16 protein-coding genes are annotated in these 13591 nt (G+C 69.7%); 11 read left to right on the plus strand and 5 right to left on the minus strand.

Annotated features, from left to right (window positions below; translation table 11 throughout):
* The first annotated feature begins 68 nt into the window (after positions 1–68).
* On the plus strand, positions 69–563 hold the full coding sequence (locus ACTH43_RS14860) for a GNAT family N-acetyltransferase (RefSeq protein WP_441445675.1): 495 nt from the start codon (positions 69–71) through the stop codon (positions 561–563).
* A 181-nt stretch (positions 564–744) separates the two neighbouring features.
* On the opposite strand, the gene ACTH43_RS14865 is transcribed toward ACTH43_RS14860, so the two are convergent.
* Positions 745–1104, minus strand: a complete 360-nt coding sequence (locus ACTH43_RS14865) for a hypothetical protein (protein WP_441445676.1) — start codon at positions 1102–1104, stop codon at positions 745–747.
* A 111-nt stretch (positions 1105–1215) separates the two neighbouring features.
* Here ACTH43_RS14865 and ACTH43_RS14870 point away from each other — a divergent pair, with 111 nt between their 5' ends.
* The 3 genes from ACTH43_RS14870 to ACTH43_RS14880 all read left to right on the plus strand — a co-directional run bounded on the left by ACTH43_RS14870 (position 1216) and on the right by ACTH43_RS14880 (position 3303).
* Positions 1216–2193 (plus strand): aldo/keto reductase, encoded by a 978-nt coding sequence (locus ACTH43_RS14870; RefSeq protein ID WP_441445677.1) that lies wholly within the window; start codon positions 1216–1218, stop codon positions 2191–2193.
* A gap of 61 nt (positions 2194–2254) precedes the next feature.
* Entirely contained in the window at positions 2255–2776 is a 522-nt protein-coding gene (locus tag ACTH43_RS14875; protein WP_441445678.1) for an AAA family ATPase, read from the plus strand.
* A 71-nt stretch (positions 2777–2847) separates the two neighbouring features.
* Positions 2848–3303 (plus strand): OsmC family protein, encoded by a 456-nt coding sequence (locus ACTH43_RS14880; RefSeq protein ID WP_441445679.1) that lies wholly within the window; start codon positions 2848–2850, stop codon positions 3301–3303.
* A 48-nt stretch (positions 3304–3351) separates the two neighbouring features.
* On the opposite strand, the gene ACTH43_RS14885 is transcribed toward ACTH43_RS14880, so the two are convergent.
* The 3 genes from ACTH43_RS14885 to ACTH43_RS14895 all read right to left on the minus strand — a co-directional run bounded on the left by ACTH43_RS14885 (position 3352) and on the right by ACTH43_RS14895 (position 5300).
* Entirely contained in the window at positions 3352–3900 is a 549-nt protein-coding gene (locus tag ACTH43_RS14885; protein ID WP_441445680.1) for a hypothetical protein, read from the minus strand.
* A 68-nt stretch (positions 3901–3968) separates the two neighbouring features.
* A complete protein-coding gene (locus ACTH43_RS14890) occupies positions 3969–4763 on the minus strand; it encodes a GNAT family N-acetyltransferase (protein WP_441445681.1) in 795 nt (264 codons plus the stop codon).
* A gap of 105 nt (positions 4764–4868) precedes the next feature.
* Positions 4869–5300 (minus strand): CHRD domain-containing protein, encoded by a 432-nt coding sequence (locus ACTH43_RS14895; RefSeq protein ID WP_441445682.1) that lies wholly within the window; start codon positions 5298–5300, stop codon positions 4869–4871.
* A 500-nt stretch (positions 5301–5800) separates the two neighbouring features.
* On the opposite strand from ACTH43_RS14895, the gene ACTH43_RS14900 reads away from it, so the two are divergent.
* The 7 genes from ACTH43_RS14900 (at position 5801) to ACTH43_RS14930 (ending at position 13031) form a co-directional block, all read left to right on the plus strand.
* Complete coding sequence (locus ACTH43_RS14900) at positions 5801–6451, plus strand: dihydrofolate reductase family protein (protein ID WP_441445683.1); 651 nt, start codon at positions 5801–5803, stop codon at positions 6449–6451.
* 215 nt (positions 6452–6666) lie between these two features.
* On the plus strand, positions 6667–8313 hold the full coding sequence (locus ACTH43_RS14905) for a DUF6357 family protein (RefSeq protein ID WP_441445684.1): 1647 nt from the start codon (positions 6667–6669) through the stop codon (positions 8311–8313).
* 218 nt (positions 8314–8531) lie between these two features.
* Positions 8532–9326, plus strand: a complete 795-nt coding sequence (locus ACTH43_RS14910; protein WP_441445685.1) for an amino acid ABC transporter ATP-binding protein — start codon at positions 8532–8534, stop codon at positions 9324–9326.
* 60 nt (positions 9327–9386) lie between these two features.
* Positions 9387–10256 (plus strand): glutamate ABC transporter substrate-binding protein, encoded by an 870-nt coding sequence (locus ACTH43_RS14915; protein WP_441445686.1) that lies wholly within the window; start codon positions 9387–9389, stop codon positions 10254–10256.
* A 190-nt stretch (positions 10257–10446) separates the two neighbouring features.
* On the plus strand, positions 10447–11121 hold the full coding sequence (locus ACTH43_RS14920) for an amino acid ABC transporter permease (protein ID WP_441445687.1): 675 nt from the start codon (positions 10447–10449) through the stop codon (positions 11119–11121).
* Entirely contained in the window at positions 11118–12011 is an 894-nt protein-coding gene (locus ACTH43_RS14925; protein WP_441445688.1) for an amino acid ABC transporter permease, read from the plus strand. The genes ACTH43_RS14920 and ACTH43_RS14925 overlap by 4 nt, the downstream gene beginning before the upstream one ends.
* A gap of 159 nt (positions 12012–12170) precedes the next feature.
* Positions 12171–13031, plus strand: coding sequence for a phosphatase PAP2 family protein (locus tag ACTH43_RS14930; protein WP_441445689.1), 861 nt, complete (start codon positions 12171–12173; stop codon positions 13029–13031).
* Here ACTH43_RS14930 and ACTH43_RS14935 read toward each other — a convergent pair.
* On the minus strand, positions 12915–13529 hold the full coding sequence (locus ACTH43_RS14935; RefSeq protein WP_441445690.1) for an NAD(P)-dependent oxidoreductase: 615 nt from the start codon (positions 13527–13529) through the stop codon (positions 12915–12917). The two genes, ACTH43_RS14930 and ACTH43_RS14935, sit on opposite strands and share 117 nt — an antisense overlap.
* Positions 13530–13591: the final 62 nt, after the last annotated feature.

Consider the following 13591-nt stretch of genomic DNA (forward strand, 5'->3'; position numbering starts at 1 on the left):
GTTCTGCGCCTACGACGCGACGCTCCCCATCACCACGAACCGGGAAGAGCCGCTTTACGATGTGCGCCATGACCTGGATCGCTCACCGAGATGACCCGGTGCCCGACGACGTCGCCCGCCTGCTCGTCACCGTGCCCGAATGGTTCGGCCGTCCCGAGTCGAACGCCGAGTACGTCGAGGCCGCCCGTACCAAAGAGACCTGGACCGTCCGCGACGCCTCGGATGTTGTCGTCGGCGTCACTCTGGTGGATCGTCACTTCCCGTCGGCCGCCGAGGTGCACCTGATCGTCGTGGAGCGCGCCGCGCACGGGGCTGGCATCGGTACGGCGATGCTCTCCGCCCTCGAGGCCGATGCCCGTGCCCGGGGCGTGCGGCTGCTGGAGGTGAAGACCCTCGGTGCATCGCATCCTGACCCTGCCTATGCACGCACCCGGCACTTCTACGAGAAGCAGGGCTTCCTGCCGCTGGAGGAGACCGAGCTGTGGGGCGAAGGCACTCCCTGCCTGATCATGGTGAAACCGCTGCCCACCGGTCGGATTCACGAGGGAGCGGAGCGACGTTGAGGCGTGCCCCTGAACCAGATGACACGCGGATCTGGAGCGCGAGGGCACGTCGATCGCGGTCACCGACCTCGGTGGCGAGGGGCCGACGCACTGACGCGATGGTTGCGGTGAGATCGCCCAGCTGGCCCCGCAGTGACCACGCACCCCGGGACCGCGCGGGTGACGATACTCGCGTGCCGTCTCAGCCCAGCGGCATCTGATCCTCGCCGAACTCGACGCCCTCCGACTCGAGCCGCTCGCGCGCGGCATGGTGGACGACCCCGCGACGCCTCGGGTCGGGCTCGAGGAGCCCGATCACCGTCTCGCGAGAGGTATTGGGGTGCTGCGCCACGACGACCCGGGTGCTCCAGAACTTGTCATGCGCGAATCGGGCGAGCAGTGCCGCGCTCGCGTGCCGATTCGCCGCCGCGTCATTGCGGATCGCCTGGTTGGTGTCGCTGAGGAACGGTGCGAGCTCCTCATCGGTGGTCGCGCTGGCGGCGAGCGCGTACCGCCGCTGCTCGTCCGCCACCTCCTCAGGCGTCTTCTTCTTCCGTGCCATCGGTCGTCCCCGTCTCGCGTCGGTCCGTCGGATGCACACCGTAACCCTTCGCACCGACGGGCGGACGAGACCGCCTGCCGGAGACTGCCACCTTGGCGATAGCCTGGGGCGATGCGCTATGACTCCCTCGGCTCCAGCGGTCTTCTCGTCTCGTCACTCGGCATCGGATGCAACGCCTTCGGGCGCCGGATCGACCAGGACGCGGCGACCGCCGTCGTCCAGGCCGCGCTCGATGAGGGCGTGACCTTCTTCGACACCGCCGACACGTACGGCATCGGCGAGTCCGAGACGATGCTCGGGAAGGCGCTCGGGGCTCGCCGTGAAGAGGTCGTGATCGCGACCAAGTTCGGTATGGACATGGGGGAGACCTACCCAGGAGCGCGGGCGAACCGGGCCAGCCGCGGCTACATCCTCCGCGCGGTCGAGGGATCCCTGCGCCGCCTCGGCACCGACCACATCGACCTCTTCCAGCTTCACGCCCCCGATCGCATCACCCCGATGGCGGAGACCCTCGACGCACTCGGTGACCTGGTCCGCTCCGGGAAGGTGCGGTACATCGGCTGCTCGAACCTCGCTGCCTGGGAGGTCGCGGACGCCGCCCACCTCGCCGACGCCGTCGGTGCTCCCTCGTTCATCACGGCGCAGAACGAGTACTCCCTGTACAACCGCAGCGCCGAGACAGAGCTCGTCCCCGCCCTCGAGCATTTCGGAATGAGCCTGCTGCCCTACTTCCCGCTCGCCTACGGGCTGCTCACCGGCAAGTACTCGAAGACGGGCGGCGCCCCTGAGGGGACCCGCCTCGCCACCGAGACGGCCCGCTTCGACAACGCCCGCTGGGACGTGATCGAGGGCTTCCGCCGGCTCTCCGAGGAGTCCGGGCGCAGCATGCTCGAGATCGCCCTCGGCGGCCTGCGCGCCCAGCCCACGGTGGACACCGTCATCGCCGGCGCCACCCGCCCCGAGCAGGTCGCCGCCAACGCTCGCGCCGTGGCGTGGGAGCCGACAGCGCAGGAGCTTGACGCGATCGACGCCGTCGCGGCCCCGGGCTCGGGCCCCGGCCACACGACCTTCGCCGCGTCCCGCCGCTGAATCCGGCCGACGGGCGGTCTCCGCGAGCCGGTGCTCGGGACGGACCTGAGAGGATCGCGCCATGACTCCACGCCTCCTCGCCGTCTCCGGACTGCCCGGCGTCGGGAAGACCACCGCCGCAGCGGCGATCGCCCGTCGGCTGAGCGCCGTGCACCTCTCGATCGACGCGATCGAGGAGGCGCTGCTGGGCTGCGGCCTGCCAGCGGGCCGTCAGGTCGGGATCGCCGCCTATGAGGCGGCCCGCGCGATCGCCGAGCTCAACCTCCGACTCGATGCCGACGTCGTCGTCGACGCCGTCAACGACAGCGACGAGGCGCGGCAGACCTGGCGCGGCGCCTCACGGTCGACAGGAGCGCAGCTCCTGTTCGTCCACCTGGTCACCTCGGATCGGGGAGAGCACCGGCGCAGGCTCGAGGAGAGGGACCGCGGCTTCGCGCACGTGCCCGAGCCGCGATGGGACCAGGTGCTCCTGCGCGCCGCCGAGAGCAGTCCCTGGACCGATGAGCACCTCGAGCTCGACTCCGCAGAGCTGCCGGTGCATGAGGTGGTCGATGCGGTGCTCGCCCGCCTGGAGCTGTCCTAGCTGAGCGTCGCGAGGGAACGCCCACGGCGCATCATGCGGCGCAGCGAGCGCACCGTCCCTAGGATCGCCCCATGCACACCCACGAGTACGACGCGCAGCTCACCTGGACCGGCAGCACGGGGGAGGGGATCCGCTCCTACTCCCGCGAACATCATGTGAGCGTGGCCCCAGGGGTCGACATGACCCTCAGCGCCGACCCGGTCTTCCGCGGAGACCCGGCGCTCGCGAACCCGGAGCAGCTGCTCGTGGTCGCGGCGAGCTCCTGCCAGATGCTCTCCTTCCTCGGCGCCTCCGCCCGCGCGGGCGTCGACATCGTCTCCTATGAGGACGCCGCCTCCGGGGTGATGCCCGAGGAGTCCGAGCCGATGTCGATCACCGAGATGGTGCTGCGCCCGCGGATCCGCGCCCGCGGCACGGACGCGGCGACGCTGCAGGATCTTGTCGAGCAGGCGCATGAGCGCTGCTTCATCGCGAACTCCCTGCGCAGCACGATCACCATCGAGCCCGAGTTCGAGATCCTCGACTGAGCAGAGGGCCGGACGTCGGCCGACGGACGTCGCGCGCGGTCGCGCCCACTACGTCTGCTTGTGCTTCCGTTCGACCTCGACGCGGACGCCCCGCCGGGCGAACTCCTCGAGCATCGACTCGTACAGCGGCCGGTAGTCGACCGCCGGGTAGCGCAGCAGCGGGATCCGCAGCCGTGCTTCGCCATCCTTCACGGTGATCCGCGGGACGCCCAGCAGCTCGTCCAGGTGCAGGACCAGGGCTCGGTTCAGGTCCGCCCGATCCCACAGGATCTGGAGCTTCGCGTCGTTCTGGTACTGGACGGCGGTGACCGCGGAGATCGACTCCCACGGGATCAGGTGGTCCCCGCGAACCCGCAGCCCGCGGGCCGACGGCTTCAGATCGATGGCGTCCGCCCCCTTGCGGACCGAGCCCCGGATCCCGCTCACGAGCCCCACGACGCCGAAGAGGACGCAAATCCCTCCGAAGATGGTGGGCATGCCCTGAAGGGTGATCTGCGCGCGCTGGCTCAAGGTCTCGGGAAGGTCGTTCCTGATCAGGTAGATGCCGCACCAGAGGGTCACGGAGCCCAGGAAGAGCAGCAGGGAGCCCCGATCCACCCTCGGCCAGTGATGCGCGCCGGTGCTGACGAAGTCCCGCGGGGGTCGGGTGCGAAATCGAGAGGTCGTCACAGTCCGAGGTGCTCCCTCTCTCGTGGGCCGCGCTGCCACGTCCACGGCACGGTCCCGGTGGCCCTCACGAGACCGGCGCGTTCGAGGATCGGACGGGAGAATTCGGTCGAGTCCGAGTGGATCCAGCGCACGCCCTGCGTCATGGCCGAGCGCACGCGCGCCGCGGTGAGCGCACGGTAGATGCCGCGCCCGCGGAAGTCGGGAAGAGTCGCCCCGCCCCAGACGCCCGCGAAGCCGGTGCCGGGGATCGGGTCGATCCGGCCGGCGCTCACCACCTGGCCGTCGCTCTCCGCCGCCCACAGCTCGACCGTGTCCCCGCGGGCCTGCCGCTCGAGGATCTCACCCAGCATCCGCTCCGCCATCGGACGCCCCCCGAACACCGCGTCCTGCATGTCCAGCGCGGCGCGCAGCTCCACGGGCGCGCTCAGCCGGCGGAGGGTGATCCCGGCCAGCGGCTCCACCCCGATCAGGGCGGAGGCCTCGCCGAGCATCACCGATTCCGCCGCTCCCGCCACGAATCCGGCCGCAGTGAGCGCCTCGTGGAGTCCGGGCGTGCGATCGTGCGTTCGGGTCTTCCATTCCGCCTCGACGAGCGAGGGATCCTGCGCGAGCAGCGCCTGCACGGCGGCGACGCCGGCCGCGGGATCCTCGAGCGCGCGATAGGTGACCAGCAGCCGACCGCCCCGGAACCGCCCGATCCACAGCGGCCCGTGACGGGTCACGCTCCGCGCCCCCGTCATCTCGGCGGCGGTGCGGAGATGGGCGTCGTAGAGGGCGAGGAGATCGGTCACCGCCCGAGACTAGCGGTGCTCAGCCCTGCACGAGATGGCCGGTGTCGCTCACGCTCGCGACCGCCCACTGCCCGAAGGGCGGTCTCGTGCGCGAGGCGGCACCGACTACTTGAGCTGGCCGCGCACCTCACCGCCCGGGTAGGTCGGCGTGTGGACGTTGACGTACCAGCTGCGCGGACTCTCCCGGATCCCGGCCAGGATCGCCGGGTCGGTGACCGTGGTGCAGGCCTCGACGTCGAACGAGGTCGCGTTCGGCACGGAGAGCGGGACGTGGACGGGACCCGCGACGCCCTGCTCGCCCAGGTGCACGTGCGCGGCGACGGCCCCGGTGGTGAGCCCGGTGACCTCGAGCGTGTAGCAGAACTGGTCGCCGTCGATCGAATAGCTGAACTTCCCATGCCCTCCTCCTTCGGCACCGGTGGTCTCCTGCCCGTTGTTGACCGGGATCGCGGGGGCGGCGTTCGCGGCGGCGGCACTGCCGCCGATGGTCAGCAATGACAGCGCGGTGGCTGCGGTGATGCGGGTGAGGTTCTTCATGGCGTGCTCACTTCCTCGTGACGTGCCCGTGGTGCGGGCCTCACAGAGGACCACGAGAGAGAGGGCTCCGGGTTCACTGCAGGATCGACGCAGAGCGATTCTGCGGGCCGATAGGATCGCGGCTCCGAGCGCCGAGCGCGCCCCGACCTCCTCGAGGAGCACGAACGGCACTTCTTCCAGCTCGAGCTCCTCGACGCCGAGGTCCCGGAGCGTTGGCAGGCGGGGAAGAGGGATCCCTCCGACGGCGGAGCGGCACAGCGATGGACCTGCTGGTGGACCCCGCTGAGGGACTCGCACGTGCTGTGCGCCGGGTTCGGTGCGCGGCTGGGCTGGGTGGAGGGCGCCGTCCGCCCCGGCACCGGGGAGACGTCGGCCTGAGCGCCGTGTCCGGCATCGCTTGCGCCGGCATTGCTTGCGCCGGCACCGCCGAGGCCTCACCCTGTGTGCACGGGAGCGGAGCGTTCGAGCGATCTCTTCATGTCATCGCACAGGGAGCGCACATGGTCCGGACCAGGGTTCACAACCTCCTCGTCTCCGCGGACGGCTATGCCGCCGGGGAGCACGTGACGCTGGAGGAGCCGATCGGCGGCGCCGCGGCGCTCTTCCGCTCCTTCGACGGTCGCGTCATCCATGGTGTGCATGGGATGGACGACCCGGTGACCGTGGATCGCGCCCTGTTCAGCCTGTGGGGCCAGGGCGTCGGTGCGGAGATCATGGGGCGGCGGAAGTACGGCCCGCAGTCCGGCGAGTGGCCGGACGACGGCTGGAAGGGATGGTGGGGCGATGAGCCGCCCTTCCTCACGCCCGTCTTCATCCTGACCCACCACGCGCGCGCGTCGATCGAGTTCGACAACGGCACGAGCTTCCATTTCGTGGACGCCTCGCCCGAGGAGGCGCTGCGCCTCGCCCAGGAGGCGGCAGGAGGGGCCGACGTGCGGATAGGCGGGGGACCCTCGACGGTGGGCCAGCTCCTCGAGGCGGACCTCGTCGACTTCCTGCACATCGTGATCACCCCGATCGTGCTGGGCGCCGGGGTGCGGATCTGGGATCACCTCGCCGGGCTCGAGCAGCGGTTCAGCATCGAGTACGTCAGCACCGCGAGCGGTCTGACCCATCAGCTGTGGAACCGGGATCGGGCCCGCCAGGGCTGACACCCAGGGCTGACACCGCACCACGGCACCCCGGGCCGCGTGCCGTATTCTGCCGCCCCAGCACTCCGAGGTGCCGTCCCAGCCGACGAAGGAGCCCTCATGACCTCGCGCCCGATGCTCGGTCTGGTGCCCATGCGCCCGCGGGACCCGCGCGAGCCCGGCCGAGCGGCGTCGTCGGGTACCTGAGCGTCTTCTTCGCCATCTGGCGGGCCTGGATGAACTTCACCTGGTTCGCCACCTCCTTCGACACCGACGACTGGCTCTACAGGGTGCTGACCATCGTGCAGATGGGCGGCGTGCTCGTGCTCGCCTCGGGCGTCCGGCCGGCCTTCGTCGACCATGACTTCCGGGTGATCGTCCTGGCCTACGTGGTGATGCGCCTGGCCCTGGTCGCGCAGTGGCTGCGGGCATCGCGCGGCGCCGGTTCCGCGCGCCGGACCGCACTCGTGATCGCCGTCCTCGCCGTCCGCGAGGGGATCGAGGCCTGGCAGGGGGACGCCTGCTGCGCCGCGTCGGACGGGAACGACCGGCGAGGCGCGGACTCCGCCCATCGCCGACGGAGGAGGATGGGCGTCTCGACCCGCCGAGCGAAGGATCCCCGCATGACAGACACAGTCTTCGTCCGCAGCACGAGGTGGCTCCCGTGGGTACGACGCACGGAGGAGGACGGGCTCGAGCTGGTCCTGGTCGGAGGTGCCGATGCGACTCACGATCCCCGCGAGTTCCCCCTTCCGATCCAGGAGGAGCATCTCGCCGTGCTCCGCGAAGATCTCCCTCGGCACGTCCTGCTCGCCGCGCTGATGCAGCCTCTGTACGACGACGCCGGAATCCGTGATCCCTTGGATGCACGGGCGGCGTCGGCGCTGCTGCGGACTGTCCTGCTCGGCTCGCCGGCGCAGATCGATGCGCTCGCCGCGGGCGCGCAGCAGGTGGACTCCTATCTCATCGGTCATGGGGCTGATGCCGAGGCGCTGGCGCGCGGGGAGCTCTTCCGCGCCGCCCGCGGCGTGACCGAGTCCGTCGACCATGCGCGCCGGGCCGAGCACGACGCCGCCCGCCGCCGTGCCGGCCGCGGCATCGTGCTCGGCCCGTTGGACACTGCGATCCTCGACTACACCGGACAGCGTCTCCACGGCGGAGGGGTCCCACGTCGGCTGCCCGACGCGGTGGAGCCCTCGATGCTGCCGACGGTCCTCGAGGTGATCGCCGAGGTCGAAGCGGCCTGCGAGGGAATGCAGATCCGCAGGGACCCGCGACGGGGAGCCACCGGCACGGACAAGCAGGACTGGCGGCGGATCGAGGCCGCGACCGAGGCTGCCCTCGTGCGCTTGCACCCCGAGCTCAGCGCAGCCACCGTGCGCTCGCTGTGCGCCCTGGTCGGCGGCGAGGCCGCGGATCGTGGAGAGGGCCGCCCTTTCGACGAGGAGGACCTGCCGGTCGGCGGCGAGCGCGTGCGCGAGCTGGTCTTCTCCGACGCGGAGGGGACGGAGGAGCGCTGGCGACCCGGGGGCGTGCGCGCGGCCGAGGCGTTCTGGCAGTTCGTCGCACGGAACGTCGGCCGCGCGAACGAAGTGTTCTCCCTCGAGGACCCCACCCATCTCGAGGAGATCCACCTCCACTTCTATGCCGACGGGATCGAGCGGATCATTGCGCCGACGGGTCGCGTGGAGGACGGGCTGGAGGAGGAGTACGGCATCGTCGGAGGCCTCGCTGAGTACCGCGAGCTGGTGCGCAGCTTCATCGAGGGAGGCTATGCGGCGCTCGACGCCCAGGGGCCGTGGCTGCCGGACACGGACGCGTTCGTCGCCGCCGTGCGGCGCCATCGTGCGGGGGAGGGCGGGCTGACGCTCGAGCGCCGGTGACCTGATCCGCAGCCACAGGCACAGGCGCAAACCCAGGCCCAGGGCGAGGAGCGGGGAGCGGGGATCCGGACCGGAGGGGTGGTTCACTGCTCGAGGACGACTGACCGGCCCCCTCCACGCCGCACGGCGCGCCCGCGAGGCGCCAGCGCAGACAACGATTTGGTCAAGGGATCAGCGGGCGGCAGGTATCGAGGATCGAAGCGGATAGCCTCTCGGGTATGACGCAGACCACACCGGAGTCGGAGGGCGTCGCTGCCGCCGCCGCGACCTCGAAGCGCCCGCTCGTCGAACTGACGGGCGTCAACAAGCACTTCGGCTCCTTCCAGGCCCTCACTGACATCACCCTGACCATCCCCGAAGGACAGGTGGCGATCGTGATCGGCCCGTCGGGATCGGGCAAGTCCACTCTGTGCCGGACCATCAACCGGCTCGAGACCATCGACGAGGGTGGCCGCATCAGCATCGACGGCAAGGTGCTGCCCGAGGAGGGCAAGGCGCTCGCCACGCTGCGCGCCGAGGTCGGGATGGTGTTCCAGTCCTTCAACCTCTTCGCCCACAAGTCGATCCTGGAGAACGTCACGGTCGGCCCGATAAAGGTCAAGGGCATCAAGAAGGCTGAGGCCACCAAGGAGGCCATGGCGCTGCTGGAGCGCGTCGGGGTGTCCGCGCAGGCCAAGAAGATGCCGGCCGAGCTGTCCGGCGGTCAGCAGCAGCGGGTGGCCATCGCCCGGGCCCTGGCGATGAAGCCGAAGGTCATGCTGTTCGACGAGCCCACCTCCGCGCTGGACCCGGAGATGGTGCAGGAGGTCCTGGACGTCATGGTCCAGCTCGCCCGCGAGGGAATGACCATGGTCGTGGTCACCCACGAGATGGGCTTCGCCCGGAAGGCCGGGGACCGCGTCATCTTCATGGACGAAGGGCGGATCCTCGAGGACACCGATCCGGAGACCTTCTTCACCGACCCGCAGCACGACCGCGCCAAGAATTTCCTCGGAAAGATCCTGGCGCACTGAACACCCCGCGTGAATCGTCTTTTGCACCGCACCATCACTCCCCACCCAACTGGAGGAACCATGCGCAAGAAGCTCGCATCAGCAGCGGCGATCGCCGCCGCAGCCGTACTGGTCATGTCCGCCTGCGCCCCCTCGCAGTCCGGCGACGAGGGCGGTGGTGGCGGTGGCGGTGAGAGCGGCGGCGAGAGCCTCCGCATCGGTATCAAGTTCGATCAGCCGGGTCTCGGCTTCCGCGAGGGGGACGGCGACCCCACCGGCTTCGACGTCGAGGTCGCGAAGTATGTGGCCGGAGAGCTCGGCTACGGCGCGGACCAGATCGAATGGGTCCAGACCCCTTCGGCCAACCGGGAGAACGCCCTCGAGGGCGGCGAGGTCGACATGATCCTCGCGTCCTACTCCATCACCGACGAGCGTGACGAGCGCGTCGACTTCGCCGGCCCCTACTTCGTGGCCGGCCAGGATCTCCTGGTCCGCGCCGACGACACCGAGATCACCGGACCCGACGTCCTGGACGGCAAGAACCTCTGCTCGGTCACCGGCTCGACCTCCGCTCAGAAGATCAAGGACGACTTCTCCCAGGGCGTGGAGCTGGTCGAGCAGGGTGGCTACGCCGAGTGCGTCACCTACCTCGAATCCGGGCAGGTGGACGCCGTGACCACGGACGACATCATCCTCGCCGGACTCGCTGCCACCCCGGAGAACACCGGCAAGTTCAAGGTCGTGGGCAACACCTTCTCGGTGGAGCGTTACGGCGTCGGCATCCCCACCGGCTCCGACAAGTGCGAGGACATCAACGCCGCCATCACGAAGATGAAGGAAGACGGGGCCTGGCAGGAAGCGCTGGACACCGCCACCGAGGGCACCGGGTACACCCCCGACGAGGAGCTGAACAGCGGACCCGAGTCCGAGCTCGAGTCCTGCGACGACTGAGCGGCCCCGCTGCACTTCGCAGCCTCGCCGCACTTCGCAGTCTCGCTGCACTTCGCGGTCCCGCCGTACTGCGGGGCCCCGCCGCACCTCGTGACGGCGGCAGGACGGGCATCTTGCCCGACCTGCCGCCGTCCGCCCCGGCACCGGACGGTCCCCGCCCTCGGCCATGGGCCACCCAGACAGGAAGCACATGAACGGATTCCTCGAACTCTTCGCCGAGTACGACGTGCTCGGCGCCTTCTGGATGAATATCAAGCTGACGGCGATTGCCGCCGTCGGCTCATTCCTCCTGGGCACAGTCCTGGCTCTGTTCCGGATCTCGCCGGTGGCTTCCTTCCGCGCCGTCGGCACCGCGTACATCAACATCGTCCGCAACACCCCGCTGACGATCATCATGGTGCTCGGTGTGCTCGCGGTCTGGGGCCAGCTGAAGGTCGAGTTCTTCTCGAGCTTCGACCTGAACTTCTTCACCTACGCCGTGATCGCCCTGACGATCTATCACGCCGCGTTCGTCTGTGAGGCGATCCGCTCGGGCGTGAACACGGTGCCGCTCGGCCAGGTGGAGGCCGCGCGGGCCATCGGCCTCACCTTCCTGCCAGCGGCCCGGATCGTGGTGCTCCCGCAGGCGCTGCGCGGCGCGATCACGCCCCTGGGCAACACCCTGATCGCCCTGACCAAAAACACCACCGTCGCCGCTGCCGCCTCTGTGGCCGAGGCTTCGGGCCTGATGAGCACGATGATCGAGTTCAACCCCAACCTCATGGTCTACATCTTCCTCACCATCGCGATCGGCTTCTGCTTGATCGTCATCCCCATGGGCATCCTCACGACCTGGCTCTCCGACAAGCTGGCGGTGGCCCGATGAGCGCGCAGGCGGGCATCCTCTTCGACGCGCCCGGCCCGCGGGCCAAGCGCAATGTTCTGCTGACGAACCTGATCGCTCTCGCGGTGATCCTGGCGATCGGGGCGCTGGTGCTGCTGCAGCTGGATCGGCAGGGGCAGCTGGCGCCGCATCAGTGGGCGAACGCGCTGAACGGCAACGCGTGGACGAACTACTACCTCCCTGGTCTGCAGTTCACCCTGCAGTCCTCGGGCATCGCCGTGATCACCGCGACCGTCTTCGGTCTGGTGTTCGGCTTCCTGCGGCTGGCCCCGTTCGCGATCATCCGCGTCGCTTCGAGCGTGGTCGTGGAGTTCCTCCGCGCGGTGCCGGTGCTGGTGATGATGTTCTTCCTGTACTTCTTCCTCTCCCGGCGGATCGCGCCGACGGGGCTCTTCGCCTCGGAGGACTCCGCCTACTTCGCGGTGATCATCGGGCTGACCCTCTACAACGGGGCGGTCATCGCCGAGCTCATCCGCTCCGGAGTGCATTCGTTGCCGAAGGGGCAGCGGGAGGCAGCCGCCGCCGTCGGCATGACGCGCAACCAGTCGCTGCGGATCATCGAGGTGCCGCAGGCCCTCACCGCCATGCTCCCATCGCTGCTCAGTCAGTTCGTGGTGATCCTGAAGGACTCCGCGCTCGGCTTCCTGATCGGCTTCTACGAACTGCTGCAGTACTCCCGCCAGCTGGGCTCGGGCTACTCCAACATCTTCCAGACCCTCGTGGTCGCGGCGCTGATCTTCATCGTGATCAACTACCTGCTCACCAAGGTCGCGACCTGGCTGGCGGGGATGCTGTCCTCCCGTACCGGCGGCTCCACGGCCCCGACCACGTCCACCACGATGGTCTCCACCATGGGGCAGGACGTGAAGTGACGTGAGCGCCATGGTCTGCACCATGGGGCAAGACGCGACATGAGAGACCGCGGGACGGCGCCGAGCGTGCCGCAGATCCTGTGATCTCCCGCGCACCGTGCTCGACGAGAGGCCCGGCCATTTTTCTCCGTCCGGGGAGTCTCCTAGGCTTTCTCGACGATGGTCGCCGATACCCAGATTTCGACCGACGCCATGATCGACACCCCGCTCGACCGGCGTCCGCTCAGGGAACTCGATCTGAGCTGGTTCGACCGGGTGACGTCGGTCCCGGCTCTTCTCCTCGCCCTGGTCGCGGTGAGCCTGCTGGCGGTGGGCCCCCTGCAGGAAGTGGACCGGCTCCTGGCGCGGCGCTGGCTCGTGCAGATCGACCCGTCCTCCCTGGCGTTCGCCCAGAACGTGTTGGACCGGATCGCCGGCCAAGCCGTGTGCCTGCCCGTGCTGGCAATAGTCGCGATCGTTCTCGCACGACGACGGCGCTCGTGGCGACCGGTCGTGATCGCCCTGCTCGCCGAGGCGGGCTTCCTCGGCGGGGTGGGAACGCTCAAGGTGCTGCTCGGCCGCGGAGCGTCCTCCACGGGTGACCCCCGCTTCTTCGAAGCGGGCCTGCTCGAGATGGGCACCCTGGGGATCAGCTTCCCCTCAGGTCACGCCGCGGAGGCGGTGCTGATCTACGGCACGGCCGTGCACCTGATCTCGCACTACAGCAGCGCTTCCCAGCATGTGGTGCGGAACCTGCGCTGGATCGTGGTGCTGCTCTGCGTGAACTCCGTGAGCGTGTCCTTCCTGCTCGGCTGGCACTGGATGACCGACCTCAACGGCGGTCTCCTCGCCGGCGGTCTGCTCCTGCGACTGCTGGTCGAGGCGGATCGGCGCTCGGGGGACGCGACGGCAGCGCGGCGCACCTCACCGGGCGCTCACACCGAGCTTCCTGCCGATCGTCGAGTCATCCGCGAGCACGTCCAGCAGCAGGGCGGCCAGATCGCTGCGGGAGATCGACCCGCGCAGGGTTCCCTGCTCTGAGGGCTCGAGTGCGCGCCATGCCCCGGAGGCGGGCCCGTTCGTGAGACCTGTCGGACGCACCAGCGTCCAGTCCAGCCCGGACTCGACCACCGCCGATTCCTGCTCGTCATGGTCGGCCAGCGGCTTCGCGAGCAGAGTCTTCATGGCCCACCCGACGATGCCGGGCAGCTGAGAGCCGGAGTCTCCCGCTCCCAGCGAGGACTGCACGACGAGTCGGCGGGCGCCCGCGGCCTGCATCGCGGTGACCACCGCCCTGGTCACGGCGGCGCGCTGGTGAGGGACACCCTTGGCTCCGCCGACGGTCACCACCACGGCATCGGCGCCGGCCACGGCCTCAGCGGCGATTCCCGGCGCCAGGGCGTCGCCGGAGAGCGCGCGGGCACCGGCGGGAGCTGCGCCGCGGCGGGAGAGCGCGGTGACCTCATGGCCCTGCTCATGCGCCAGGGAGGCCAGCAGCGCTCCAGTGCCCGTCGAGACGCCGATCACAGTGATCTTCACAGAATTCCCCTCACGTCATCGATGCCTGCGTGAATCGTAGCCACCCTGCTCGCAGGGTGCGG

The sequence above is a fragment of the Brachybacterium sp. genome (assembly GCF_052095815.1).
Taxonomy (GTDB): Bacteria; Actinomycetota; Actinomycetes; order Actinomycetales; family Dermabacteraceae; genus Brachybacterium.

Coding starts and splice junctions, on each gene's coding strand:
- ACTH43_RS14875 (WP_441445678.1), top strand. CDS start 2,255: ATGACTCCACGCCTCCTCGCCGTCTCCGGACTGCCCGGCGTCGGGAAG.
- ACTH43_RS14870 (WP_441445677.1), top strand. CDS start 1,216: ATGCGCTATGACTCCCTCGGCTCCAGCGGTCTTCTCGTCTCGTCACTC.
- ACTH43_RS14900 (WP_441445683.1), top strand. CDS start 5,801: ATGGTCCGGACCAGGGTTCACAACCTCCTCGTCTCCGCGGACGGCTAT.
- ACTH43_RS14895 (WP_441445682.1), bottom strand. CDS start 5,300: ATGAAGAACCTCACCCGCATCACCGCAGCCACCGCGCTGTCATTGCTG.
- ACTH43_RS14865 (WP_441445676.1), bottom strand. CDS start 1,104: ATGGCACGGAAGAAGAAGACGCCTGAGGAGGTGGCGGACGAGCAGCGG.
- ACTH43_RS14910 (WP_441445685.1), top strand. CDS start 8,532: ATGACGCAGACCACACCGGAGTCGGAGGGCGTCGCTGCCGCCGCCGCG.
- ACTH43_RS14905 (WP_441445684.1), top strand. CDS start 6,667: ATGAACTTCACCTGGTTCGCCACCTCCTTCGACACCGACGACTGGCTC.
- ACTH43_RS14920 (WP_441445687.1), top strand. CDS start 10,447: ATGAACGGATTCCTCGAACTCTTCGCCGAGTACGACGTGCTCGGCGCC.
- ACTH43_RS14880 (WP_441445679.1), top strand. CDS start 2,848: ATGCACACCCACGAGTACGACGCGCAGCTCACCTGGACCGGCAGCACG.
- ACTH43_RS14930 (WP_441445689.1), top strand. CDS start 12,171: ATGGTCGCCGATACCCAGATTTCGACCGACGCCATGATCGACACCCCG.
- ACTH43_RS14860 (WP_441445675.1), top strand. CDS start 69: ATGACCTGGATCGCTCACCGAGATGACCCGGTGCCCGACGACGTCGCC.
- ACTH43_RS14925 (WP_441445688.1), top strand. CDS start 11,118: ATGAGCGCGCAGGCGGGCATCCTCTTCGACGCGCCCGGCCCGCGGGCC.
- ACTH43_RS14915 (WP_441445686.1), top strand. CDS start 9,387: ATGCGCAAGAAGCTCGCATCAGCAGCGGCGATCGCCGCCGCAGCCGTA.